This window comes from Paraburkholderia tuberum STM678 (assembly GCF_902833905.1).
GTDB classification, from domain to species: domain Bacteria; phylum Pseudomonadota; class Gammaproteobacteria; order Burkholderiales; family Burkholderiaceae; genus Paraburkholderia; species Paraburkholderia tuberum.
On the sequence record NZ_CADFGP010000030.1, the window covers coordinates 66,822 to 91,863 of the forward strand.

Annotated in this window: 20 protein-coding genes and 1 pseudogene; 9 read left to right on the plus strand and 12 right to left on the minus strand. The window is 62.0% G+C overall.

The genetic code is table 11. The features are described 5' to 3' along the window. Positions 1-7 precede the first annotated feature (7 nt). The 6 genes from HWY30_RS24440 to HWY30_RS24465 all read right to left on the minus strand — a co-directional run bounded on the left by HWY30_RS24440 (position 8) and on the right by HWY30_RS24465 (position 6,216). Positions 8-1,018: a zinc-binding alcohol dehydrogenase family protein gene (locus HWY30_RS24440; protein ID WP_090806615.1), complete on the minus strand. Its 1,011-nt coding sequence runs from the start codon at positions 1,016-1,018 to the stop codon at positions 8-10. A 113-nt stretch (positions 1,019-1,131) separates the two neighbouring features. Next, positions 1,132-1,446 (minus strand): L-rhamnose mutarotase, encoded by a 315-nt coding sequence (locus HWY30_RS24445; protein WP_090806617.1) that lies wholly within the window; start codon positions 1,444-1,446, stop codon positions 1,132-1,134. 57 nt (positions 1,447-1,503) lie between these two features. Then, positions 1,504-2,520, minus strand: a complete 1,017-nt coding sequence (locus tag HWY30_RS24450; RefSeq protein ID WP_090806619.1) for an aldo/keto reductase — start codon at positions 2,518-2,520, stop codon at positions 1,504-1,506. 114 nt (positions 2,521-2,634) lie between these two features. Next, on the minus strand, positions 2,635-3,579 hold the full coding sequence (locus tag HWY30_RS24455; RefSeq protein WP_090806621.1) for an ABC transporter substrate-binding protein: 945 nt from the start codon (positions 3,577-3,579) through the stop codon (positions 2,635-2,637). A gap of 68 nt (positions 3,580-3,647) precedes the next feature. Next, complete coding sequence (locus HWY30_RS24460) at positions 3,648-4,676, minus strand: ABC transporter permease (RefSeq protein ID WP_090806623.1); 1,029 nt, start codon at positions 4,674-4,676, stop codon at positions 3,648-3,650. Then, positions 4,669-6,216, minus strand: coding sequence for a sugar ABC transporter ATP-binding protein (locus HWY30_RS24465; protein ID WP_244144986.1), 1,548 nt, complete (start codon positions 6,214-6,216; stop codon positions 4,669-4,671). The genes HWY30_RS24460 and HWY30_RS24465 overlap by 8 nt, the downstream gene beginning before the upstream one ends. Before the next feature lie 244 nt (positions 6,217-6,460). On the opposite strand from HWY30_RS24465, the gene HWY30_RS24470 reads away from it, so the two are divergent. Beyond that, positions 6,461-7,201: a FadR/GntR family transcriptional regulator gene (locus tag HWY30_RS24470; protein ID WP_090806625.1), complete on the plus strand. Its 741-nt coding sequence runs from the start codon at positions 6,461-6,463 to the stop codon at positions 7,199-7,201. Positions 7,202-7,347: 146 nt separating this feature from the next. On the opposite strand, the gene HWY30_RS24475 is transcribed toward HWY30_RS24470, so the two are convergent. Next, positions 7,348-7,605, minus strand: a complete 258-nt coding sequence (locus HWY30_RS24475) for a hypothetical protein (protein ID WP_143037200.1) — start codon at positions 7,603-7,605, stop codon at positions 7,348-7,350. A gap of 258 nt (positions 7,606-7,863) precedes the next feature. Between HWY30_RS24475 and HWY30_RS24480 the strand changes: the two genes are divergently transcribed. The 4 genes from HWY30_RS24480 (at position 7,864) to HWY30_RS24495 (ending at position 14,213) form a co-directional block, all read left to right on the plus strand. Further along, positions 7,864-9,168, plus strand: coding sequence for an ATP-grasp domain-containing protein (locus tag HWY30_RS24480; RefSeq protein ID WP_090806627.1), 1,305 nt, complete (start codon positions 7,864-7,866; stop codon positions 9,166-9,168). 10 nt (positions 9,169-9,178) lie between these two features. Next, positions 9,179-11,878 carry a CoA-binding protein gene (locus HWY30_RS24485; RefSeq protein WP_090806629.1) on the plus strand — a complete coding sequence of 900 codons (2,700 nt, stop codon included), beginning with the start codon at positions 9,179-9,181 and terminating at the stop codon, positions 11,876-11,878. 200 nt (positions 11,879-12,078) lie between these two features. Beyond that, positions 12,079-13,377, plus strand: a complete 1,299-nt coding sequence (gene tcuC, locus HWY30_RS24490) for an MFS transporter (protein ID WP_090806631.1) — start codon at positions 12,079-12,081, stop codon at positions 13,375-13,377. Between the two features lie 53 nt (positions 13,378-13,430). Next, complete coding sequence (locus tag HWY30_RS24495; protein WP_090810150.1) at positions 13,431-14,213, plus strand: substrate-binding domain-containing protein; 783 nt, start codon at positions 13,431-13,433, stop codon at positions 14,211-14,213. Positions 14,214-14,253: 40 nt separating this feature from the next. Here HWY30_RS24495 and dctA read toward each other — a convergent pair whose 3' ends face one another. Further along, positions 14,254-15,564: a C4-dicarboxylate transporter DctA gene (gene dctA / locus HWY30_RS24500; RefSeq protein WP_090806633.1), complete on the minus strand. Its 1,311-nt coding sequence runs from the start codon at positions 15,562-15,564 to the stop codon at positions 14,254-14,256. Continuing rightward, on the minus strand, positions 15,561-16,529 hold the full coding sequence (locus HWY30_RS24505) for a LysR family transcriptional regulator (RefSeq protein ID WP_090806635.1): 969 nt from the start codon (positions 16,527-16,529) through the stop codon (positions 15,561-15,563). The genes dctA and HWY30_RS24505 overlap by 4 nt, the downstream gene beginning before the upstream one ends. A gap of 479 nt (positions 16,530-17,008) precedes the next feature. Here HWY30_RS24505 and HWY30_RS24510 point away from each other — a divergent pair, with 479 nt between their 5' ends. Together HWY30_RS24510 and HWY30_RS24515 are read left to right on the plus strand one after the other, a co-directional pair. Then, positions 17,009-19,156 (plus strand): molybdopterin-containing oxidoreductase family protein, encoded by a 2,148-nt coding sequence (locus HWY30_RS24510; protein WP_090810152.1) that lies wholly within the window; start codon positions 17,009-17,011, stop codon positions 19,154-19,156. Positions 19,157-19,680: 524 nt separating this feature from the next. Continuing rightward, positions 19,681-19,992 (plus strand): hypothetical protein, encoded by a 312-nt coding sequence (locus tag HWY30_RS24515; RefSeq protein WP_090806639.1) that lies wholly within the window; start codon positions 19,681-19,683, stop codon positions 19,990-19,992. Positions 19,993-19,998: 6 nt separating this feature from the next. Here the strand turns inward: HWY30_RS24515 and HWY30_RS24520 are convergent, their stop codons facing one another. From HWY30_RS24520 to HWY30_RS43025, 3 genes and pseudogenes are all read right to left on the minus strand, one after another. Next, positions 19,999-20,892 carry a class I SAM-dependent methyltransferase gene (locus tag HWY30_RS24520; protein ID WP_425199398.1) on the minus strand — a complete coding sequence of 298 codons (894 nt, stop codon included), beginning with the start codon at positions 20,890-20,892 and terminating at the stop codon, positions 19,999-20,001. Positions 20,893-21,150: 258 nt separating this feature from the next. Next, positions 21,151-21,822, minus strand: a complete 672-nt coding sequence (locus tag HWY30_RS24525) for a SagB/ThcOx family dehydrogenase (protein ID WP_090810154.1) — start codon at positions 21,820-21,822, stop codon at positions 21,151-21,153. Positions 21,823-22,072: 250 nt separating this feature from the next. Continuing rightward, positions 22,073-22,217, minus strand: a pseudogene (locus HWY30_RS43025) (nitrate reductase); the annotation flags it as partial. A 181-nt stretch (positions 22,218-22,398) separates the two neighbouring features. Here HWY30_RS43025 and HWY30_RS24540 point away from each other — a divergent pair. Both HWY30_RS24540 and HWY30_RS24545 read left to right on the plus strand, forming a co-directional pair. Next, positions 22,399-23,232 (plus strand): class II glutamine amidotransferase, encoded by an 834-nt coding sequence (locus HWY30_RS24540; RefSeq protein ID WP_090806646.1) that lies wholly within the window; start codon positions 22,399-22,401, stop codon positions 23,230-23,232. A 309-nt stretch (positions 23,233-23,541) separates the two neighbouring features. After that, entirely contained in the window at positions 23,542-24,834 is a 1,293-nt protein-coding gene (locus tag HWY30_RS24545) for an NRAMP family divalent metal transporter (RefSeq protein WP_090806647.1), read from the plus strand. Positions 24,835-25,042: the final 208 nt, after the last annotated feature.

A 25,042-nucleotide genomic window follows, 5' to 3' on the forward strand; every position in this document is an offset into this window, starting at 1 on the left:
GTCAGAGTCAGCATTCGACGATGGCTTTCACTACACCTGCGGACGGTTCGAGCAGTTTCGAAAATTCGGCAGGAACATCGGCAAGCTTCATCCGGTGCGTGTTGAGTGCCGCATCGGGCACCTGACCGGCACGCATGGCCCTGAGCACAGTTTCGAAATCTTCCGCAGTCGCATTGCGGCTTCCGATCAAGGTGGCTTCGCGCTTGTGGAACTCCGGATCGGAGAAAGTGATCTTGTCTCTCACCACGGAAATCAACACGTATTTCCCGCCGTGCGCAATAAACTCAAAGCCGCGCTCCATGGCAGCCGGATTACCCGTCGCATCGAAGACCACATCGAAGAATTCGCCGTCGGTGAGTTTCGCCAGCTCGTCGACGTCGGTATCACCGATTTGCACAGTAGCCGCCACTTCAATTTTCTCAGCGCAGAAGTTGAGACGATCGAGCCGTGTATCGAGCGCCGTCACCGTGGCCCCGCGCAGACGTGAAAAGATCATTGCGGCCATACCGATCGGACCTGCACCGACTACCAGCACGCGCTGTCCCGCCTGAACGTCCGCGCGACGAACGGCGTGCGCGCCAATGGCGAGAAACTCGATCATTGCCGCCTGATCGAGCGTGATTCCTTCAGCCTTGTGAACGAACTGACGCGGCAAACTCAGATACTCCGTCAATGCGCCATCACGATGCACGCCCAATACCTGAATGTTCACGCAGCAGTTCGTTTTTCCGTTCCTGCAGGCAATGCACTGGCCGCATGACAGGTAGGGCATCACGTAGACCGGGTCGCCGGCGTCCAGGCCGGAATCCGTGTCGGCTTCTTCGACCGTGCCTGACAGTTCGTGTCCCATCACGCGGGGGTAGGCGAGAAATGGCTGATTGCCGGTAAAGATGTGCAGGTCGGTGCCGCATACGCCGACGCGTCGCACGCGTAGCAACACTTCGCCGCGATCGCGCGGTGGCCGTGAGCGCGTCTCAGCGCGTAGTACGCCGGGAGTTTCACAAATAATAGTGAGCATGAGGTTTCCTTTTTCAGCTACAGAACCCGCGAAGCCATAGTGCGGTTTCGATGCGAGCCCGGTTAATTTGTTTCTTCATGGCGAGGTCAAACGAGTGCCGTGTCGAGACAACGCTATTCGAGGTAAAAGACCTCTTCCATCTGTGCCCAGTGTTCCGACGGCGCACGACTCACCAACGGTTTCTGGCACGGGCTGCACAGGCTCCACCAACGTTGTGTTTCCGGGTCGCTCGCAATCTCGGCCATATCGCTTTCATAGTCAGTTCCGACGTATTCCCAGTAACCAAACAACAGGTTCTCGGGCTCCCGCAGGAAAATCGAGTAGCGGGTGACATTCGAGCGTTTCAGGCGATCGAGCACCGTCGGCCACACCTGCGCATGCAAGCGTTTGTATTCGTCGATGTGCTGCGGATCGATACCGATGACCATTCCCATTCGTTGCACTACGTTCTCCCTATTAATGGTGATGTGCGTCGATACACAGGCTCACTCGACCACCTCGGGCACAGGTGCGGTCTCCGCGATCAGACCGTCCGACTTCAGCTCCTGCCACAATCCGGCTGGCAGCGCCTGCTCAAACCACGCGACGTTCTGCTGGAGTTGTTCGACACTGCGCGCGCCCACCACGCACGACACAACCGCAGGATGCGCAAGCGGAAACTGCAGTGCCGCGGCGGGTAGCGGAACCTCGAATTCGCGGCAAACCTCAGCCAGCCGGTTGACGCGCGACACGACACCGGCGGGGGCGTCCCCGTAATTGAACTTGCCGTTACCTGCCAGCACGCCAGAATTGAACACACCGCCGACCACGATCGAATTCCCATACCGTACGCAATTGTCGAGAAACGGCGCGAGACAATCCTGCTCGAGGAGGGTATAGCGGCCCGCCAGTAACGTCACATCGAGCTGTAATTCCTGCATGGCTTCATGCGCGACCTGCCACTCGTTCACGCCGAGGCCGATGGCTTTGACCGCCCCCGCGTTGCGCAGCGTGTCGAGCGCGCGGAAACCGCCCCCTTCTGTAAGCTGTTTCCAGAATTCGACGTTTGCATCCCCGTGTGTCATTCGACCGATGTCATGCACATACAGCAGATCGATCTGCGCAATACCGAGACGCTGCTGGCTGTCTTCGAAAGACCGCATGACGCCGTCGAAGCTGTAGTCGTAGTGCGGCCGGAAAGGAAGCGGCTCAGCCCAGCCGTCGTCGCCGCATTGAACAGTCGGATCCGGCCGAAGAAGCCTGCCGACTTTCGTACTCAGCACGAACTCGTCGCGTGGCCGCGCTGACAACGCGTTGCCCACGCGGCGTTCCGAAAGCGTGTAGCCGTAGAACGGTGCAGTGTCGAAATAGCGCAGACCGAGCGACCATGCTTCGTCCATCAGCGCGCGCGCCTGTTCCGGCGGCATCGTGCGATACAAGCCGCCAAGTTGCGAACAGCCCATACCCAGTGCGCTCAGTTGCACCCCGGCACGCGACACCTCACGCAGATCACTTGCTTTCATCAGGAATTCCGTTCCCAGGGATTCATTGCCGGATGTTCAACGCTTCACAGCGCGTCTTGAGTAGCGCTGGACTCAAGGGCGGACAACGCCGTCTGGCGTCGTCCGCATCGCGCTTCAATACAAGACATTCTTCGCGGCGGGCTGATCGATGTTGTCCTTCTCGACCATCACGACGCCGGTATCCAGTTGCTTCGTAACCGGCTTGTGTTCGATGACATCCACCGCCGTTTTGACACCCTTGTAGCCCATCTGATACGAGCCCTGGACAGCGATGGCCTGGATGGTGCCGTCCTTGATGAAGCCCTGGAGGTCCTGGTTGCCGTCAAAGCCGATCGCGACGACCTTGCCGGCTTTCCCGGACTGCGCCAACGCGCGCCCCATTCCCACAGCAGTCGGTTCATTTGCACCGAAGATGCCCTTCAGATCCGGATTGGCCGACAGCACGTCGGTGGTCTGATTGAGCGCGGTCGCCATCTGCGACTGCGAGTAGAACGGTCCGACAATCTGCAGCTTCGAGTGCTGCGCGAGATACTTCCGGAACCCACCCACGCGGCCAATCTCGGAACCGGCGCCGGCGACGTACGACATCACAGCGACTTTCCCCGTCTGTCCGACACGGTCGATCATCGCTTTCGCGCACAACTCACCGGCCTTGGCGTTATCGGTCGAGAGAAACGACTGGTAATACTGCTTGCCGGAATCGGACACGAGCGAATCGATCAGGACGACCGGAATTTTTGCCTCCCAGGCCTTCTTCATTGCCGGGATCAGCGCGTCGGGATCGGACGGCGCGAGCACGATCGCCGCGACATGCCGGTTCACCGCGTTCTCGACCATATTGACCTCGTCCGCCACGGCTGACTCGGTCGCCGGTCCCTGAAACGTCATCGTGTAGCCGTTCAGCCCTTTCATGCCCTCCGTTGCACCCTTTTGCACGTTCTGCCAATAATTCGAGTTGGCCGTCTTGACGATCACGGCGATCTCTCCGTTCGCTGCATTCGCGTGCGCCGTCACTGCGGTCAAAAGTGCGGCGGCCAATGCCAGATACATCTTTCTCATGTCTCACTCCTTGGGTTGGTGATTGCACTGCTTTGTTGGACTTCTCGAATGGCTTCATTCGATGTGCTTCATCGACGGTTTCTGACCTGGTCGATCCAGACCGTGCCGAGAATGACCAGTCCGATGATGATTTGCTGGATGAAACTCGATACGCCGTTCATGTTCAGGCCATTGCGCAGCACCCCGATCACAAACGCACCGATAGCCGTACCGGAGATCGTGCCTACACCGCCCATCAGGGACGTCCCGCCAATCACGGCGCTGGCGATCGCATCGAGCTCGTACATGACGCCTTCGTTTGGTTGCGCCGTGACGAGGCGCGACATCAGCACGCAGCCCGTCAGACCGGCGAGCACGCCGGACAGCACATAGGTAAACAAGGTGACGCGGCGGACATTGACGCCGGAGAGCCGCGCGGCTTCGGCATTCGATCCGACTGCGTAGATGTGGCGGCCAAGCGAGGTGCGCGTCAGCATGATCGACACGGCCACCGCCAGCACGACCATGATGATCACCGGATACGGGATCCCCGGAAATACCGTATCGGGGAACCCGTCTGCACCGATATGCGAGATGCGGAACAATGCGCCATTTCCGAGTTCGCCGAACGCGTCGCCGAGTCCCGAAACCGGGCGCGCGCCAGTGATCTGAAGCGCGAGACCACGCGCGACCAGCATCATGCCGAGCGTGGCGATAAAAGGCGGCAGACCCATACGCGTGACGCACAGGCCATTAACGAATCCGCACAGGCCGCCCACCACGACGCCGCCGAGCATGCCGAGAGGGATCGGCACGCCGGCCTTGACGAGCAACGCGGCGACCACACCGGACAGCGCGAGTACGGAACCCACGGACAGGTCGATTCCGCCCGTAATGATCACGCAGGTTGCCGCCACGCCGAGATAGGCAATCGACGTCACCTGCAAGGCCACTGTCATGCCATTGTCGACCGAGAAGAAAGCGGAACTGGTCAATGAAAAGACGGCCACCAGCATGATCAGACTGCCGAGCGCGGCAAATTTCTGAATCAGGTCGCGACGCCGGAGCTTCGCGCTGGTGTCGACAGTAGTGGCCTGTTCGGATGTTATTTCAAGCATGATTTCGTCCCGATGCGAAGTGCATGATTTCTTCCTGATTGGTGTGGCGCGTCTCCAGGATCGTGGCGATCCAGCCTTCGTGGAATACCGCGACGCGATCGGACATGCCGAGAATTTCAGGCAATTCCGAACTGATCAGCACAACGCCGATGCCCTGCGCGGCGAGCTGGTCCATCAGCGTGTAGATCGCGTATTTCGCGCCGACATCGATGCCGCGCGTGGGCTCGTCGAAAAACAGAATCTTCGATTTGCGAAACAGCCATTTGCCGATGACAACCTTCTGCTGATTGCCGCCGGACAGGTTGCGCGTGAGTTGATGGACGGTCGGCGTGCGGATCCCGAGCGTTTCGACGTAACGCTGTGCGATGGCCGCTTCTTCGGCGAAACGAATGAAGCCGGCGCGACCCGACACCGCCTCGATATTGGCCAGCGTGATGTTGGTCGCGACCGGCATCTTCAGCGCGAGACCGTCGCTCTTGCGGTCTTCCGACAGGTACGCGATACCGTGGTGAATCGCATCGATAGGCGAGCGGATCGAGACGCGCTCGCTCCCGATATGAATCTCGCCGCCGTCCGGTTGGTCAGCGCCGAAAATCGCCCGTGCCACTTCGGTCCGGCCTGCGCCCATCAAACCGGCGAAGCCGAGAATCTCGCCTCGCCTCAGTTCGAACGAAACCGGCCCAAATGCCGGTGCGCGCGACAGATTGTCGACACGCAGCAGCACGTCCTGCGTCGGGACCGAGCGGCGCGGCGGGTACGCATCGTTCAGCGCCCGGCCGACCATTCGCGCAACGATTTCATCCATGCTGGTCGCCGCGAAATCGTCGGTTGAAATGTGGTGCCCGTCGCGCAGCACCGTCACGCGATCGACAATCTGCTTCATTTCGTCGAGACGATGAGAGATGTAGACAATGCCGACCCCGCTCTCGCGCAACTCCTTGATGATCCGGAACAGGTGCATGGTTTCGGATTCCGTGAGCGACGAAGTGGGTTCGTCCATGATCAGCACCTGGGCGTCGAGCGAGAGCGCCTTGGCGATTTCGACCATCTGTTGCTGGGCGATCGACAGCGTCCCCACCAGCCTCGTGGGCGGCAACGACAATCCAATGCGGGCGAGCGCACGCTGGGCGTTCCCATTCAGTCGTGCGCGATCGATGAACGGCCCGCGTTTGGGCTCGCGTGCCAGGTAGATGTTTTCCGCAATCGACAGGTGGGGCACCAGGTTCAGTTCCTGGTGAATGATCGCAATGCCTGCTTCCTGTGCCTCGAGTGAGGACGCGAACCGCCTTTGCATGCCGCGAAAAACGATCGTGCCGGCATCCGGCTGGTATTGCCCGCTGACGATTTTCATCAGGGTTGACTTGCCGGCGCCGTTTTCGCCACAAATCGCGTGTACTTCGCCGCGGCGCAATTCGAAGTGCACGTCCTCCAGTGCAACGACACCGGGAAACCGCTTGCCCAGCCCGCTCAGTTTCAATAGCTCCGGGGGTTCCTTCGAAGCGAAGCCGTCCACCACGCGCGGGGCCAGGTCAGTGCTCAGATCTGTCACACCTGTCTCCTTCTTTTGTGTAGAGTCGCTGCCGTCGGTCAGGCCAATCTGATGCAGATTAAAGAATAAACGCCGATTTTGGTCAAGCCAATTTGCAAGATACTTCTTCCGGCCTTACCAAGGGCAAACCCGAACTGTTCCTGCAAAATGCGCTGAAAACCTTGTCAGGCTTGCGTGGTAGACTTTGATCGCTGGTCGACGGACGACCCGGGCCATTTATCCTTCCGGCAGCAAAATGAAACAGACCGAGCCAAAGCGGCTTTACCAATTAGTCGCCGACCAGATTCGCGGCCTCATCCACGGAGGGGATTTCCCGCCGGGATCGAGACTGCCGCCGGAGCGCGAGCTGTCGCAGCAACTGGGTGTTTCGCGCCCGTCTCTGCGCGAGGCGTTGATCGCACTGGAAATCGGCGGCAGCGTCGAGACCCGCATGGGTTCGGGCGTCTATGTGCTCGAAACCGCAAACGAACGTGAAGGGTCACTGGCTGTATTAGGCGAAAGTCCGACGGAAATCATGCAGGCCCGGGCCGTCATCGAAGGCAGCCTCGTCGTGCTCGCCAGCACGCGGCTTACGACCGGCTCTCTGGACCGGTTGCGGCGCAGCGTGGATGCGATGCATCGCCTCGCCTCTGCCGGCAAATCTCCTGTGGAACCGGACCGGCAATTCCACCTGATCATCGCGGAAACGGCCGGCAATACGGTGTTGAGCCGGTATGTGGCCGATCTGTTTGACGCGAGGCGCGATCCGATCGGGGCGAGGATTAGCGAACTCGTCGAAAATACGGCCACATGGATGGCTGCGGTTGAGGAGCACGAAAATGTTCTGCATGCACTGCAAGCAGGAGACCCTATTGCTGCAGAAGCGGCGATGCGATCGCATCTGAAATCTTCTGAAGAGCGTTGGGTCGGAAGTGACATCAAGAAAGTTGCGCCCAACGATGCCGACGGTAAAGCTGGCCGCGTGCGACTGGGTTGAGTTGCGAAGTCGACCGGTTAGAGCTTTCGCCGAAATTTCGCCTTCCTGGCGCTCGCGTACAAAGTCGCCCCAAAGAAGGAACGCCGAGATTCGCGTGATGCGGGTCGACGTCCTCCTGAGTTTTTCCCTCGTCGGCACGGGGTGAGCTACGGACGGTGGCGGCCGGCGCGCGACGATGAACAAATACGACCCAAAGGGCCGCGGCCAGGAGGTTCAGATCGGTGCCGTGGAAATCCATAAATCAAATAATCGGCCTGTTCCTTCAGCTCGGCCAGTTCCCTGCGCAATCCGCCACAACGTAACGGCGTTCGACGATATTGATAACCGTTGAACATCAATGCTTCAAAAAATTGCACTTCTCGTTCGGGGCGTCTTGAGCAAATATCGATGCTCAAGAAGTTCATAAACGCGTCGACAGAGAACGCATCGGAGACAGGCGCGAAACGCAGAACAGCGTTTCGCCGCATTCCAGTGCAACCCGGTCACGGGTGCCGCCAACGGTAGCCGATGCCGATCTCGCATGACCCACCTCGCGTTGTGAATCCTGCCGCCGCTTTCGAGCGAGTCCACGGCAGATGAGCATTTCGCGCCTTGCGCAGCGAGCTAAGCGAACTCAGTACCTGCTTCATTCGTCATTGCCTTGAATTTCAGGAGACACTCATATGCAGATCACCGGAATGTTGCACGGCGCGCGCCTATTGCAATTCGTCGGATTCCCGGCTAGCGAAGTGCTGGGGCCGAGCGCCAGCGAAGAGGAGATAAAGTCGCTGATCGACCGCCACGGGCAGGTCTTTATCAAGCCGGTATTCAAGGGCGGCGTGGGCAAGAAGGGCAAGGCCGGGTTGCTCGGGCGCGCGACAGATCTCAAGACGGCGCTCGCCGAGAAAGAGCGGCTGTACTTCGCCGAGCACGTCGTGGGTCATGTGAGGGCCAAGGCGAACGGCGTCACGTTCGAAGCAGGCGTACCGGCCAAACATGAAGTCTACTTCTCGATCACCGATTCCACCCGCTTTCGCGCTCCCACCATGACGCTGTCGCACGCGGGTGGCATGGACATCGAAGAGGTCGATCCAAAGCACGTCGCAATGGTGCCCTTTGATGCATTGACCGGCCTGAAGGCGTTCGTCGTCGCGAATGCGCTGAGCGAGATCGGCGCGCCGCGCGAGATCATTTCCCCACTCGTGCAGCAATTGCCGAAGCTCTGGGAGCTCTTTCACGACTTCGGCATGACGACGCTCGAGCTGAATCCGATCCGCATGCGCGAGGACAAGAATGGTCGGCTCACACCCGTGGCCTGCGACTTCAAGTGCGGGTTCGACCGTGACGACCCGCGCTTCTCGCGCCTCGGCCTGCCTGCTCACCTGTTCGCTGCCGACTACTCAGACTTCGAGCAGGAGATCAACCAGCTTCGCACGCACCAGGGTCAAAGCGATGTCTATGTGATCAATGACAAGGGAACGATCCTCGCGCCCACGTTCGGCGGCGGGGCCAACTCGCTCGTCACGGAGATGTTGGGCGACGCAGCCATCATCTCTTCGGATTTCGGCGGCAATCCTCCCTACGAAAAAATGAAGGAAGTGGCGCGCATCTGCTTCCGACATTGGCTGAAGCAGTCCAACGTACTGTTCATCATCGGCGGCAAGTCCAACAACACCGATATCTACGAAACACTGCGCGCGATGGCCGATGCGCTACGCGAGCACTTCAGCGAGCACGGTCCCACCCCGCTTTATGTCGTCCTTGGGCGCGGCGGTCCAAACCTTGTTCGTGGCATGTCGGCACTGCGCGACACCTGTGATTCGCTCGGCCTTCCCTATCGCCTGTTCGGCTTTGACTCCGACATCAGCGAAGTGATCCAGTACGCACGGAAGGCCGATGCGTGGATGCAATCGGGAGGACGCGCGCAGGTCGCAGCGCGCATCGGCGCGCGTCAGACGCAACCGCAGGCGGATACGGCAAAGGCGTAAGGAGATCGATATGGTCAAGCAAGGCAATAATCATTTCAGGTATTTCGTCGGCATCCAGTCGCTTGCACAAATAGTCACGCGCGAGGACCGCGTTTGTGTGCTCAACATTCTGGGAGGCGAGTCGTCGGACGTGACGCCGGTGAGCCACGCGTTTTCCGGTGGGAATATCGTATTCGGCACTGCGCCTGGCAAGCGCGGGCAGGTGCTCGTGACGCCTGCCGGCGACATCCCCGTCTATAACAACGTGCGCGAAGGCCTCGAAGCCGGGCATCGTTTCAATTGCGGTGTCGTCTATCTGCCGCCGTCGGCCGCGCGCGATGGGGTGGCCGAACTGATCCGCGTCAATCCCGATCTGCGCAAGATTTTTATCATTACGGAGAAGATCTCCGTGCACGACGCCCGGGAAATTCGCGCGATGGGCCAGCAAGCAGGCATCGACATTTTTGGCGCGAACGGGCTGGGCGTCGCGGACTCCTGGCAGCGGGTGCGCATCGGGGGTGCGCTCGGCGGCGATGATCCCGGCGCAACTTTGCGGCGGGGCTCGATCGCGATCTTTTCCAACTCGGGCGGGTTTAGCACCACCATTGCGCAATATCTGCGCATGAGCGGCTGGGGTACAACGACCGTCGTATCCAGCGGCAAGGACGTCTACATCCACTATGCAGCGCCGGAGTTCGCCTTTGCCCTCGCCAACGACGCGCGCAGCAAGGCTGCCGTACTGTACTGCGAGCCGGGCGGCTACTACGAGGCCGACGCCACATTTACGAAACCCGTCATTGCCTGCGTGGTAGGCCGCTGGAAGAGTCGTCTGACGCGCGCGGTGGGGCATGCGGGCGCAATGGCGGGCGGCGCCGACGATGCTCTTGCCAAGGAGCGTTGGTTCATGGAGAAGTTCGGCGTCGAGCGTCTTTTTACGCCGGACGATCCATGCTGCTCGGTGAAGGGCGCCGTTGTGACAAACATCGCGCACATTCCCGCCGCGCTCACCGCAGTGATGCGCGCGAACGCGACGATGCCCGACTTTGAGCCGGAAGGCAGCCTCTCGCTCAAACCGTGGTTTGGCTCGGATCAGGGAATCGAACTGCCAGACGACCTCGCCCTGCCGGTCGTGGAAGCAGTCGCGCCGTACAACGAACAGATTACGCGGGCGAACAGCCAGATCGGCGCAATCCCGCCGCGCCAACCCTTGAAGGACGCTTCGGGCGCCTCGCAGATGGACGCAAAAACGCAGGTGAGCAGCCTGCACGGGGTATCCATGCTCGAAGCAGCAACGCGCTCGCTTGAGGAGAACATCTGCCTCGCGCTGTTGCGGGAGTTCGGCGGGGCAAACGACACAAAGCTCATCGACGTGGCTGTTGGCGCTGCAGTGAATCTGCACGGGACACCAGAACTGGCGGCCGCGCAGGCTTCGCGCGAGGCGGGCAATGCGCCCAATGCCGTGCTCGCGGCCGCGGCGGCGATCGTCGGGCCGAATCGCCAGCGTGCTGCGCGCGAGGCGGCAGCACTGATGATCGACGCCTTCGCGACAGCCAAGCTCACGGACGCGTTCGACGAGACCTTTGATGTCGAGGCCGTCCACACCGCGGACACTGCAGCGCTGTTCTGCGATGAACCCGATCCAGAGGCGCAAGCCATGCTGGGCGGGCTCGCCTCGCGCGGCGTAAGTTCCGCAATCATCCGATGGCTGTCGTGTGGCCCGGGCCATCCGCGCCCGGAAGCAGTACTCGCGGCGATCACGACGACACTCGCCTGGGGCCCGCTCATGCGCAAGCGGATCTCCCGCCTGACCGCAGAAAGCTTGCCGTGGTGGACAAAGCTCTTCGGCACCATGATCGGCGCCTCAGCGGACGCCTCGCGGCACGGCCCGGACGGATTTTGCGGCTTCGCCACCGAAGAATTACTCGGCGAACGCACTCTGACGGAAATCGCCTTCGCAGCGCTGCTGAACCTGAAACCGACTGTCGACGACCTTTTCGCGTTCAAGACCCTTGTCGGTTTGCTGCTCACGAACGGACCCGGCGCCATTTCGGCGCAAGGCGCAAAGGGCGCAGTATCTGCCGATGGCCCGGAAAGTCCCGAACGGGTGCAGCTAAACAAGGCTCTGGCGGGGTTCCTCACGCACACTGGATATACGCATGGCGGCAACGGCTACGAAGGCATTGCGTTCCTCAACGAGGCGTTCCGCAGCAGCGGCCTTGAAGATCCGACCGATGCTCGTCATACCGTGGACCTCGAAGCGCTCGCCCGGCGCTCCGTCGAGCGATACGCGCAGTACAAGACGCGCCAGAAGCAGTTGGGGAGCCTTGATATTGCGAAACTTCCGGGTATTAATCATCCGGTCTTCAAAGACAAGCCGGTGAACCACGACCCGCGGGAAATCTTCATCGCCAACCTTTATGAAGCCCGCGGCGAGTACAACGCGTTTCATGCGTTTTACCGTGTGCTGGTGCAGGCTTTGTTCGACGCAGGTGTCTCGCGCAATGTCTATTGCGTCAATGTCGATGCCGTGATTGCCGCGTTGCTGTTGAAGATGCTGTGGCAGCCGCTCAAGCGCGGGGAGTTCAGCGAGGCGGACCTTGAAACGGCCGCGTTCACGATCTTCCTCTATCCGCGCATGCTGGGCTGCGCTGCGGAAATTGACGATCATTTGAACCGCGGACGCAATATGGACACGCGTACGGCCGCTTCCCAGTGTCGTTTCGTGGCCTGACCGCTGGCCTCTGATGGTCGCCGCCACGCGCTGGCGCACAGCTAACGCGCGGCGGCGGCGAAAAAGGGCGCCGATTGATAACCATTCGACATCAATCGTTCGGAAGATTGCACTTATCGTTTGATTGGCCACGGGCCAAAATTCCCGAACAGACAAAGAGCGGGACCACCGCATATCTCGGGATTTCAGGAGACACATTGATGCACCCCTCGCCCTCTACCCTTTCGCTGGGACATTCAAAGGCCGCGGCGGTTTTCCGCGTGACGGCCGGAAATTTTCTGGAGCAGTTCGACTTCTTTCTGTTTGGCTTCTATGCGACGCAGATCGCCAACGTCTTCTTTCCGGCCGGGAGCGAATTTGCCTCGTTGATGATGACGTTCGCGGTCTTCGGTGCCGGTTTTCTGATGCGCCCGCTCGGCGCGATCGTTCTCGGCGCGTACATCGACGACGTCGGCCGCCGCAAGGGGCTCATCGTCACGCTCTCCATCATGGCGAGCGGCACCATCCTCATTGCGTTCGTGCCGGGCTACGCGACCATTGGCCTTGTGGCGCCCGCGCTTGTGCTGCTCGGGCGGTTGTTGCAGGGCTTCTCCGCGGGTGCGGAGCTGGGCGGCGTGTCGGTGTATCTCGCCGAGATGGCCACGCCCGGCCGCAAGGGCTTCTTCACGAGCTGGCAGTCCGCGAGCCAGCAGGTGGCGATCGTCGTGGCCGCGGGCCTCGGCTTCGCGCTCAACCAATCGCTGAACGCCGCTACCATCGCGGCGTGGGGATGGCGCGTGCCGTTCTTCGTCGGCTGCATGATCGTGCCGTTCCTCTTCGTGCTGCGTCGTAATCTGCAGGAAACCGAGGAGTTCAAGGCTCGCCAGCATCGCCCGAGCATGAAGGAGGTATTCACGACGCTGGTCCAGAACTGGACCGTCGTGATTGCAGGCATGATGCTGGTGGCGATGACCACCGCGAGCTTCTATCTCATCACGGTCTACGCGCCGACTTTCGGCAAGACGGTCCTGCACCTCAGCACCGCCGATAGTTTGCTTGTGACGCTGTGTGTGGCCGTGTCGAACTTCGTGTGGCTGCCGATCGGCGGAGCCCTCTCCGACAGGATCGGCCGCCGGCCGCTCCTCATCGCCATGACGGTGCTCGCCATCGTGACCGCGCACCCGGCCTTGTCGCTGCTCGCTCACGCGCCCAGCTTCCTCAACATGCTGCTCGCCCTCCTTTGGCTCTCGTTCATGTACGGCATCTATAACGGCGCGATGATCGTCGCACTGACGGAAGTGATGCCGGCGCAGGTACGCGTCGCGGGCTTCTCGCTCGCCTATAGCCTCGCGACCGCCGTATTCGGCGGTTTCACACCGGCGATCTCCACGGCGCTGATTCACATGACTGGCGACAAGGCCGCACCCGGCTACTGGATGAGCTTCGCGGCAGCGTGCGCCCTGATGGCCACGTTTGCACTCTATCGCCGCCGCGCAGCGACACTGACTCCGGCGCACTGATTCGCGTCTCGCTCCGCATGCGGCTAAACACACAATCTGACACGACTCCGATCATGAGAAATCTGTTTCTGAAACTATGCGGCGCAGCACTGGTCGCAACCTCGGCTGTTGCGGCGAACGTGCAAGCCGCCGACCTGCACGTCATGAGCTCGGGTGGCTTTACCGCAGCGTACAAGGTGCTCGGCCCGAAGTTCGCATCTGAAACGGGCAACACGCTCGACACCGCGCTTGGTCCGTCGATGGGCAATTCGCCCGAAGCGATCCCCAACAGGCTTGAGCGTGGGGAGCCCGCCGACGCCGTTATCATGGTCGGATATGCGCTTGACGAACTGATCCGGAAAGGCAAGGTCATCCCCGGATCGCGGGTCGAGCTGGCCGATTCGCGCATCGGCATGGTCGTGCGCGAAGGAGCGGTGAAACCCGATATCAGTTCGGCAGAAGGCCTCCGGCAGACCCTGCTGCATGCGAAGTCGATCGCGTACTCGGACAGCGCAAGCGGTGTCTACATTGAGCGGGAGTTGTTCAGGAAGCTCGGCATCGAGGATCAGGTCAAGCCGAAGGCGAAGATGATCCCGCGGATTCCAGTAGCCTCGGTGGTGGCGAACGGCGACTACGAAATCGGCTTCCAGCAGGTGAGCGAGTTGCTGCCCGTCAAGGGGGTGACCTTCGTCGGAAAGATTCCTGAGTCCCTGCAGTCGGTCACGCGTTTCGCCGGCGGCATTCCCGTCAGCGCACAGCATCCGAAGGAAGCGAAAGCCCTGCTCGACTACCTCGCTTCACCTGGCGTACAGGCAGACGTCAAATCGACCGGGCTGGATACCGTCTCCGCTCATTGACGCAAACCTGAATGAAGGCTTGCCTCAGGCGGCCTTCCTGTCACATCCCCGAGGTATCTCTCGCGGGATCCCCCGCACCGTCCGCGCCGCCTGGCGCTGCCGCCCCGAGCATTCGCGCAAGACGCGTACGATCGCAAGCACCCTCCCACATGGAAACGAAGATCACCGCGCAGGCGTTGCTGATCACGCTCGTCAGGGCGCGCGCCTCGGACATGAAGCGGTCGATGCCCACCAGTAGCGCCACCCCGGCGACGGGCAGATCGGGAATCACCGTCAGCGTCGCGACGAGCGCCACTAATCCGCTGCCCGACACACCCGCCGCCCCCTTGGACGTGAGCAACATAACGGCGAGCATCATCGCGATCTGCGGCGCGGAAAGCGGCACGTCGCACGCCTGCGCGATGAACATCGAGGCGAGCGTCAGATAGATCGCGGTGCCGTCGAGATTGAACGAGTAGCCTGCGGGCAGCACAAGCCCCACAACGCCCTTGTCGCAGCCGAGCGCCTCAAGCTTCGCGATCAGGCGCGGCAGTACCGGCTCCGTCGACGACGTCGCGAGAACGATGAGCAACTCCTCGCGCATGTAGCGCAAGAGCCGCCAAAGTGCGAAGCCGTGCAGCCGCGCGAGCGGAGCGAGCACCAGCGCAATGAACAGCATGCATGCCACGTAGAAGGACACCATCAACATCCCGAGCGATCCGACCGAGCGGATGCCGAAGCGGCCCACCGTGAAAGCCATCGCGCCGAATGCCCCGAGCGGAGCGAGTCGCATGATCATCGCGAGGATGCGGAACAGAGCCTGGGCAATGCCGTCGATGAGCGCGAGCACCGGCCTGCCCGCCTCCGGACAGGAATTTAGCGCAAAGCCGAAGAGCAGCGAGAGCAGCAGCACCGGCAGCACCTCGCCCTTGTCGAAGGCGCCAAACATCGTCTCGGGGATGACGCTCAGCGCAAATGCGACAAGGCCGCCCGGCTGCGCGTGCTTCGCATATTGCGCGAGGATGCTCGCGTCCAGATGGTTAGCGTCGATGTGCATGCCCGCGCCGGGTCGCAGCACGAAGGCCGTGACGAGTCCGAGCGCAAGCGCCACGGCTGTCAAAAAATAGAAGAATCCCAGCGCCTGAAAAATTGTGCGCCCGATGGCCTTCCCGCTCGCAAGCGACGTGATCCCCGAGACGATCGTGCAGAAAACGATCGGCGCAATCATCATCCTCACGAGGCCGATGAACCCGTCGCTCAAGGGCTTGAGCAGCGGGCTCGCTTGCGGCAAGAAGTGACCGAGCGCCATGCCGAGCATCATGCCCAGCAAAACCTGCAGATAGAGCGATCGAAGCGGTCTTGCCAACCTCATGATGCGGTTTTCCTGCCTGGCCGCTCTTTTGGAGACGTGTTATTGCCCACGGCATCGCTGCATGCGACGCCGCCGCGCTTCATCTCGACAATCGTTCTGTGAAACTCCTGCGCAGCCGGTGTAAGTGGACGTCCGCGGCGTCTCACGATTCCCACGCGCCGCTTCACCACTGGTTCAACGAGCGGCACGCTCGTGAGGATGGGGTGATCGCGCCCGGGCATGGCCATCGACGGCACTGCGGCGACACCGAGCCCCGCTTCGATTAAACCGAGCATGGTCGTTACGTGACGCGTCTCGCAGACGCTCGGCGCACGCGGCGCCACGGCCGACAGCGCCTGATCGAGCAGCAGTCGGTTGCCGGAAGTTTTGTCCACCGAGACGTACTCGTGCTCGTAAAGCTCGTTCCAGGTCACGCGTTTTTTGCGGGCAAGCGGGTGATCACGGCGGCAGGCGGCCACGAAGCGCTCCTGCAGCAGAACCTTGAACTCGACCTCGGACTCCTGGCTGCCCAGAAAACTCACGCCGAAATCCGCCTCTCCGCTGATGACGGCGCCAAGCACCTCATTCGCGCTCATATCCAGCATCTTGACCCTGATGCGCGGGAAGCGGCGGTGATAGCTCGCGACGGCGCTCGGCAGGAAGTAGTAGGCCACCGAAGGCACGCAGGCGATGGTGACACGTCCCAGTCGGCTCGAAGAAACATCGCGGATGCCGAGCAACGCGACGTCGAGATCATCAAGCAGCTGCTCGGCGCTCGGCGCGAATACCCGGCCGACGGTGGTGAGCGTGACGCTGCGCGTGGTGCGCTCGAATAGACGCACGCCGAGTGCTTCCTCGAGCTTGTCGATCCGGCGGCTCAAGGCCGGCTGCGAAATGCTCACCGCCTCGGCGGCCTTGCGGAAGCTTCCCAGTTCCACTACTGCTCGAAACGCCTGCAAGTCGTTCAAGTCGAAGTTGATACCCACGAGTCATCCTCCACATCCTGGATGCGGCTATTTTGCATGAAGCAGCTCAAAGCGCCCATTGCGAACTACGCCCGTTCGCTCGGCCCTCCGGCGGTACTGCGGACGTGAGGCGCGACGGGCCGGTTTCACGGACTCAGCCGTCATTCATATGAGAGACGCGGGCATCGCCCTCTGGCCGACAACGGGCGAAAGCACGGCGCGCCAAAGTCGTGTGAGACAGCAGCAGGGCGCTAGAACAGCGAGGCCTCTCGATGACAGTGTCGGTCGGGCAGCGGCGCTCGCAACAGGTCACCGGGCTATTTGCCAAAATATGAACGTCGTTTATAATAGCGAATGAACGGCCGCAACCTGGCGGCGATCTAACGCTAGTCGTATGCGGATGCTCTGTCATCGCGCAGGTATCCGGCACGGCTTTAACCTTTACGCCGAAAGTTGTGGGTGGTTACGAGGTGTGGGCCACACTACACGAGGAGCTCGCCGTGCCACGCGAAGCCGTCACCGCCTGCCGCATCTGCGCCGGCAACTGTTCACTGCGCTTGACCCTGGACGACGCCGGACGCGTCGTTGCCGCGCGCGGCGACCGCGACAATCCGCTCACGCGCGGCTACGCCTGCATCAAGGGCGCGTATCTGCATGAGGCGCATAACAGCGCCGAGCGGGTCCTGCACCCGCTGAAACGGCAGCCCGATGGCAGCTTCGTGCAGATGCCGCTTGACGTGATGCTGGCCGAGATCGCGGCGCAACTCCAGGCACTGATCGAGCGCCACGGCCCCGATGCGGTCGCAGCCTTTCGCGGCACCATGAACTACTCTAACCTCGCCGCCAATCATATGTTGCCCGCCTTCCTCGCGGCGCTGGGTTCGAATTCGTTTTTCTCCACAATGACCATCGACCAGTCGGCCAAATGGGTGGCATTTGAGCGACTGGGCGGCTGGGCTGCCGGCAAAGATCCGTATGCGCTCGCCGACGCGCTATTGTTCGTCGGCACCAATCCGCTGGTGTCGCTATCCACGTTCAATTTTGCATTGCAGAATCCGGTCAAGCAGCTCCACGAAGCGAAGGAGCGCGGCCTTAAGCTGGTGGTGATCGATCCACGAGAGACCGAGACCGCCCGCCATGCCGATGTCTTCCTGCAGGTGCTGCCGGGCGAGGACCCGACCGTCCTGGCTGGCCTGCTGCGCATCATTCTGTGTCGCGGCTGGCACGATGCCGAATTCTGCGCGCGCTACGTCAAGGACCTGCGACGACTGGCGCGCGCGGTCGAGCCGTTCACGCCCGAATACGTCGCCCAGCGCGCCGGCGTAAGCGTCGAAGGGCTCGAAGCCGCCGCTGCGGCCTTCGCGGAACCCGTGCGGGAGGCCGGCGGCCTGCGCCGCAAGCGTGGCTCGGCCGCGTCGGGAACCGGGCCCAACATGGCGCCGCACTCCAATCTGGCCGAGCATCTGGTCGAATGCCTCAACGTCGTGTGTGGCCGCTTCGCTCGCCCCGGCGACCCTGTACCGAACCCCGGCGTAGTCGCCCCACGCTACCAGCGCCGGGCCGAAGTGATTGCGCCACGCCGTTCCTGGGAATCCGGCTGGAAGAGCCGTGTCGGCGGCTATGGCATGCTGTTCGGCCAGAAGATGAGCGGCACGCTGGCCCAGGAAATCACTACGCCTGGCGCCGGCCAGATCCGCGCGCTGTTGGTCGACGGCGGCAATCCAGTCGATGCCGTGCCCGACCAGCGCCGTATCGCCGATGCGCTGCGCCAACTGCAACTGCTGGTATGCATCGAGCCTTTCATGACTAACACTGCGCGGCTCGCGCAATATGTGATTCCACCGAAGCTGATGTTCGAGCGCGCCGACCTGCATTCGCGCGACTACGAGTCCTACATCATGTTTCAGCCTTACGCACAATACTCGGCCGCCGTGGCGACGCCGCCGGAGGGATCCGAAGTCGTGGACGACTGGTTCGTATTCTGGGATCTGGCGCGGCGCCTGGGCAAGACCATCATATTCGACGACGTTCCGCTCGATATGCGCGCAGCGCCGACCACCGAAGAGCTGCTTGCGATCCTGGTTCGCCACGGCTCGATCTCATTTGACGAACTGAAGCTGTACCCACAAGGGAAAGTCTACGAGATCGAACCGATGATCGTTCAGCCCGGCGAGCCAGGGAACGCCGCACGCTTCGACGTGATGCCGGACGACGTCGAGTGCGAACTGGCGGGCGTACTGAACGAAGCGGGGGCGCCGCCGGGGTTCACGCATCGCCTGGCGGTGCGGCGCGTGCGCGACGTGCAGAACACCATGTACCACCACCTGCCCGCGGTCCGTCGACGCATGCCGTTCAATCCGGCCTTTGTGCATCCCGATGACCTGGCTGCTCAAGGACTGACCGAAGGCCAGTGCGTGGCCATTGTTTCGCCGCATGGCCGCATTCGAGCCATCGTCAAAGCGGACGCCGCACTGCGCCGAGGCGTCGTGTCCATCCCGCACGGCTGGGGACCGATGCCCGACGAGGAGCCCGAGACCTACGCCGGCGCCAATCCAAACCAGTTGCTCAGCACTACAGTTGGTCTTGATCCGATCAACGCCATGCCGGTAATGAGCGCGATGCCGGTACGCATCGAAGCGGTAGTCTGAATCGCAAGAGAGAACCCCGTTCGAATCGAACGATTTGTTTCCGAGCGCGACGATGCAGCTACCCGGCCGTCCTGCCTTGCCCGAAATCTGGTGAGCGAACGAAAGACTCGACGTCAACACAACGTCCAGCAGCTCTCGCAACTTCGCGACATTGGCCCCCCGCGTCGGCGGCAGGCAGACCGTTGTGGCGGATGCGATAGAAGCCGCCGGGCAGCCGCTGTCGACGCGCTGCGTCACTTCATTGGCAATGAGTCAACGTGGCGGGAACCTCGCGGCGCGGGTCGACAACGCGCGCGATCGGCTGGACCAAGCTCACGACCGGGCGGCGACACGTGGCGCGCCGCTTGCTTCGTTCACAGATGCAGGCGAGATTGGGGAGGTGGTTTCCCCCCAATGGGGGCCGCAGATGGACGATCGAGCTTCGGAGTCGTGCGATCTGCAAAAAGCGAACAGGCAATGAGACTGAGCTGGGAAGAGTCGACATCCCGCTTGCGGCACCGGGCGGGATACGAATGAGGGTGACAATGGATAGCGTGCAGTGCGAGTACGACGATTGCATGGTGCTGATCCGCGCACTACGCAACTGGATTGCCCGCTACTGGCCCGCCGACTACCCGCGGGTCAAGGCCGAGATCAGGCAGCTCATCGACATGGTGGAACGGGCCGGACCGCGCGACGCGATGTTTCACGGTCGTCTCGATGCGGCCCGCTCGCTGATCGTGCTCGGGCGACTGTCGGACGCGCTGGACTGTGTCGATACGCTACTGCGGGTCGTGCAACAAACTGAGCGCAGCCCAACGCGTCGGCCGATTACCGCTCGCGGCTGGCGCCCGTAGAACACGCTAAGGCTTGACGAATCTCAGCGTCATGCGATCCGATTCACCGATTGCGGCGTAGCGCGAGCGGTCGACGTCACCGCCCGCGTAGCCCGGCGGCAGCGACCATACGCCATGCGGATAATCTTTCGTATCTCGCGCGTTCGCGTTGATTTCGCTGCGTTGCGCGAGCACGAAGCCGGCCGCCTGTGCCCGGTCAATCACGAAAGCTTCAGTCACATATCCGGTTTCGATCATCTGCTGTTCCGTCGAGCCGGGCCGGGCGCGATGTTCTTCCACACCAAGTTCGCCCCCGTGCTTCAGCGCGTCATGGAACGCACGCAGATTGGCATCGAGCTGCCCATCCTTGATCCAGTTGTGAATGTTGCGAAAAGTAAGTACGCGATCGAACCGCTCGTGTGCATCGAAGCCGAAAAACTGGCCCGCGTGCAATGTGCCGACCACGACGTTCCCGTAGATTGCGGGGGCGCCCGCGAGCTTACGCAAATACTCTGCATCGATTGACCGGTCTTCCGAGGCCAGGTCCGCGGACGTGCTCAGATATTGCGCTTCGTACAGGTGACCCGCGTCGTGCAGATAGGGCGCCAGAATGTCCGTGTACCACCCGCCGCCCGGCGCGATCTCCAGCACGGTTTGCGTCGGACTCAGATCGAAGAAGCGCAACGTCTGCGCCGGGTGACGATAGACGTCGCGCGCCCGGGCGGTCTGACTGCGTTGCGGATTGGCGACCGCCAGGTCGAGCGCCTTCGCCTCGGAAGCTTGCGAAGGTGTGACATGACCGCTCAGCTGTGAGGAGGAAACGCATCCGGCCATGATCGTCGCGATCACCGTCATCGCGAAACGGACAGCACGACGCTTCGAATATTCCACCAGGGTCGAGCGCACGAGAATCGGCTTCATAGGCACCACGCGGAGTTGACATGGCACACACGATACCCGCTCCTTCGAAGTTCGCGTTTGCCGCACTGCTGGCCGGTGCATCGATGTCCGCGCCGGCCGTCCCGCCGGGAAGGACCGCGTGTCAGGGAGCGGGCGATGCCTTGTAGGTGTCTTCTATTGCCGTCAGCGTATCGAACGCGAGGTCCAGGTCCTGTTTGAAAGTATCGAGCACCTTTCGTTCGCGGGTGGGGCGCGTTCATTTCATTCTCACGCAATGACTTAGACCGGAAAACCTACCGGGACCAGATAGACGACGGTCTGGGCGTGAGGCAGGCCGAGCTTGCGCGCCGCCGGAGCCCCGTCGACGGCGCCCACGGTCACCGCGACGAGCCCAAGCGAGACGACCTGGAGCAGCATGTTCTGGGTCGCGTGCCCGACCTCGAGATCGGCATACAGATTCGCTCTCCCGCCATACCTCGCGCTCAGCCGACTGGGGTCGGCGGCCACCACGAGCAAGGCCGGGGCCGCCTCGACGGACGCCTGGTTGACCGCCAGTGCTCTCAGCTCGGGGCGCAGGTCGTGGGTCGCCCGCGTCTCGGCCCGGTGGCCATCAGGCAGATAGTGCATCACCTCCGTGGCGGTCACCACGTAAAGTTCGAGCGCGTACAAAGCGCCGGCCGCCGGAGCCGCGCGCTTGCCGTCCGAGCTGGTGATGCCCTGCCCGGCCCACAGCAGTTGGCCAATGGCCTCGACCGGCAGCGGCTTTGGCGCGAATCTGCGCACGGACCTGCGCTTCTCGATGGCTTCTTCGAGGGACATCGTGCCTTTGAGGTTGGGCTTGGGCAGATCGATCTGACCGGTGAATTTCGCCTGGCTTGCCTGCGCCAGGCCGGTAGAACCCTCGGCGAGCGCGCCTGCGGCCAGCGCAACCAACAGTTCACGGCGTTTCATCGGCACCTCCATCAGCAAGAAAGCAGGCTGGCTGGCAGAGCCTGCAGCCTGCGCGAATCTCAGTGCTGCACATTTGCCGCCTCGTCTTTTGCGGGGGGAGGTCCGTCGAGCGGCAACGGCGCAGTCGACCACTCGCGCGGAGCAAACACGAACACGGCTAAGCGACGGAACCCACGACCGGTGTGCGCCGCACTTCCGACAGGTAGGTCAGGATCAGCGAAACCCAGACGATCCCGGTGACGACGCCCATGGAGCGAACTATCTTGTCGTGCTGCCAGCGCTGGCTGGTAAGCATCCTGCCATTGCCGGTCTTCATCTGTGACAGCACCATGACCATCCGAGAACTGGGGACGGGGGGCCTTGAAGTAACGTAACCTGTCCAGAAAGAGGCTCATGCGCGTCCTGCCTCTGTCAGATCAGGCCGGTGCAAGCTCAAAGCGATGCCCGGCACGCAAGCACCTAAACGCCATCTGGCATAGTGACAGGTACGGTGTCTGCCTCAATCGGACTTTGGTCCTACAATCGCCGCCCGCGGGTGGTGTAGGGTTGTCACGCGCAACCGACAGGAGAGCAATCATGTGCCGCTGGCTCGCTTATACCGGCAATCCGCTTCAGCTCGAAACCGTGCTGTTCAACGCCCGGCATTCGCTGATCGATCAGAGCATGCATTCCCGGCTCGGCGCCACCACCACCAATGGCGACGGTTTCGGGATCGGCTGGTATGGACATCCCACTGACATTCCGTTTCGCTACCGCTGCATCCAGCCCGCGTGGAGCGATCGCAATCTACGCGAGGCCGCGCGGGCAATCCACTCGCCGCTGTTCGTCGCGCACGTGCGCGCGGCGACCGACACGCCGTCGCAGGAAACCAACTGTCATCCGTTCCGCCACGGCCGCTGGCTGTTCGCGCACAACGGCCTGGTGCGCAACTATCCGGCGGTGCGCCGCGACCTGATGGTGAAGATCGACCCCGATCTGTTCCCGTCCATCGAAGGCTCGACCGATTCCGAGGTGCTGTTTTTTCTCGCGCTGACCTTCGGGCTGGAGCTCGCGCCCGTCACCGCGCTCGAACGGATGGTCGGATTCGTCGAAGCCACCGGCCGCCGGCATGGCGTGGATGAACCGCTGAACATGACCGTGTGCGCGACCGACGGCGAGCAGATCATCGCGGTCCGCTATTCGAGCGAAGGACAGTCGCGCTCGCTGTTTCACAGCACGTCGTTCCGTCATCTGCGCGAGTTGTATCCCGACGACGAGCGCATCAAGACGGCCGGCGAGAATGCGTTCCTCGTGTTGTCCGAGCCGCTCGCGGACTTGGCGGGCTTTTGGGAGGAAATTCCCGAGAGCACGGCGGTGGTCGCGCGCGGCGGCGAGATTGGGCAGTATGCGTTCAAGCCGCGACTGGACTGAGCCGCGCCGAGCCAATCGTGCTCGAAGACTTGCCTGACGCGATCGACGAGATCCAGTTGCGGACGAAGCCTCTTGCACACCATGCGTGACGGTGTCCGCCGGCACGGCCCAAAGTTCGTTACTCCCGTTTAGAAACCCGCATTTCCGCGCACTGTCAGCGGAGGCGCCTTGTGCATCTTCGCCGGTGCGCTCGTCGAGCGCGTCCATGATGTGCAGCCGATTCCTATGCCCGCCTCCCGAAGCCGCGCGACGCTAGCACGAATGCCCGGGCCCGCGACTTGCTAAACGTTGCCGCGAGGTGACACATATATGAACGACGAAGAATTGATCGAGCCGGAATCTGCCGTACGCGATTCCGTGGAGCGATCCTGGATCAGACGCCTGGGCCCTGGCCTGATCACGGGCGCCGCGGACGACGATCCGTCAGGAATCGGCACCTATTCGCAGGCCGGCGCGCAGTTCGGATTCAATCTTCTGTGGGTGATCCTGATCACGTATCCATTGATGACCGCAATACAGCTGGTTAGCGCACAGATTGGCCGGGTAACCGGCAAGGGCCTCGCGTCCAACATACGCGCGCACTATCCAGCATGGCTGCTGTACGGCGCAGTCGCCCTGCTCGTCGTGGCGAACGTGATCAACATCGCCGCCGATCTGTCGGCGATGGGCGCCGCGGCCGGATTACTGCTGCCAGGTCCGCAGCACCTTTATGTCGTCGGCCTCGGGACGCTCTGCGTCGTTCTGCAGATTTTTGTCCCCTACGACAGTTATGCGCGCGTTCTGAAGTGGACCGCCCTCTCGCTTCTCGCGTACGTCGCGGTCGCATTCATCGTTCCGATCCCCTGGGCTGAAGTCGCGCGCGCCGTTGTGTTGCCGCGCATCTCGCTGACGTCGGACTATCTGACCATGGTCGTCGCGGTGCTGGGCACGACGATCAGTCCGTACCTGTTCTTCTGGCAGGCGTCGCAGGAAGTCGAAGAAATGCGCTCGGCACCGGAACAGGCGCCGTTGCGCCGCGTACCGCACCAGGCGCCCGCGCAGTTGCGAAGGATCCGTTTCGATACGTGGGTTGGCATGGGGGTGTCCAACTTCATTGCATTCTTCATCATGTTGACGGCGGCGGCTACGCTGCATCTGCATCACATCGACGTGAAAACCTCGGCCGATGCCGCGCGCGCGCTCGAGCCGTTTGCCGGGCGCTTCGCTTACGTCCTGTTTGCGCTCGGCATCATCGGAACCGGCCTGCTCGCGCTGCCGGTCCTCGCCGGCTCGGCCGCCTACGCCGCCGCGGGCAGCTTTCGCTGGCGCAGCAGTCTCGCGTTGCATCTGACGCTCGCGCGTGAATTCTATGCGGTGATCGCACTGGCCATCCTGGGCGGTGTGGCCATCACCTTCATGCATTTCGACCCGATCCGCGCGCTGTACTGGAGCGCGGTGATCAATGGCGTTACCGCGGTGCCGATCATGGTCATCATGATGCTGATGGCGCGAAGCCGGCGGGTCATGGGACAGTTCGCCGTCAAGGGCATGCTGGCCTGGGGAGGATGGCTCGCAACGCTCGCGATGGCGCTGGCTGCTGTGGGCGTGTTCGTGCCGTCGTAACAGACGCGTGCCACCGTGAACCCGGCTTTCGCACGGAACAGCGGTGCGCCGCAATTCGGGCCGCACGGGTTGCGCAACGGCAAGCGGATCTGAACTTCCCCGTTTCAGGTTCGTCTGAACGGTGCATCCGGCCGGCGCCAGCGCCGTCACATGCTGACGGTTTGCCGACAACAGCGTGGCCGCTCCCGTTCGACGATCAAGGAGGATT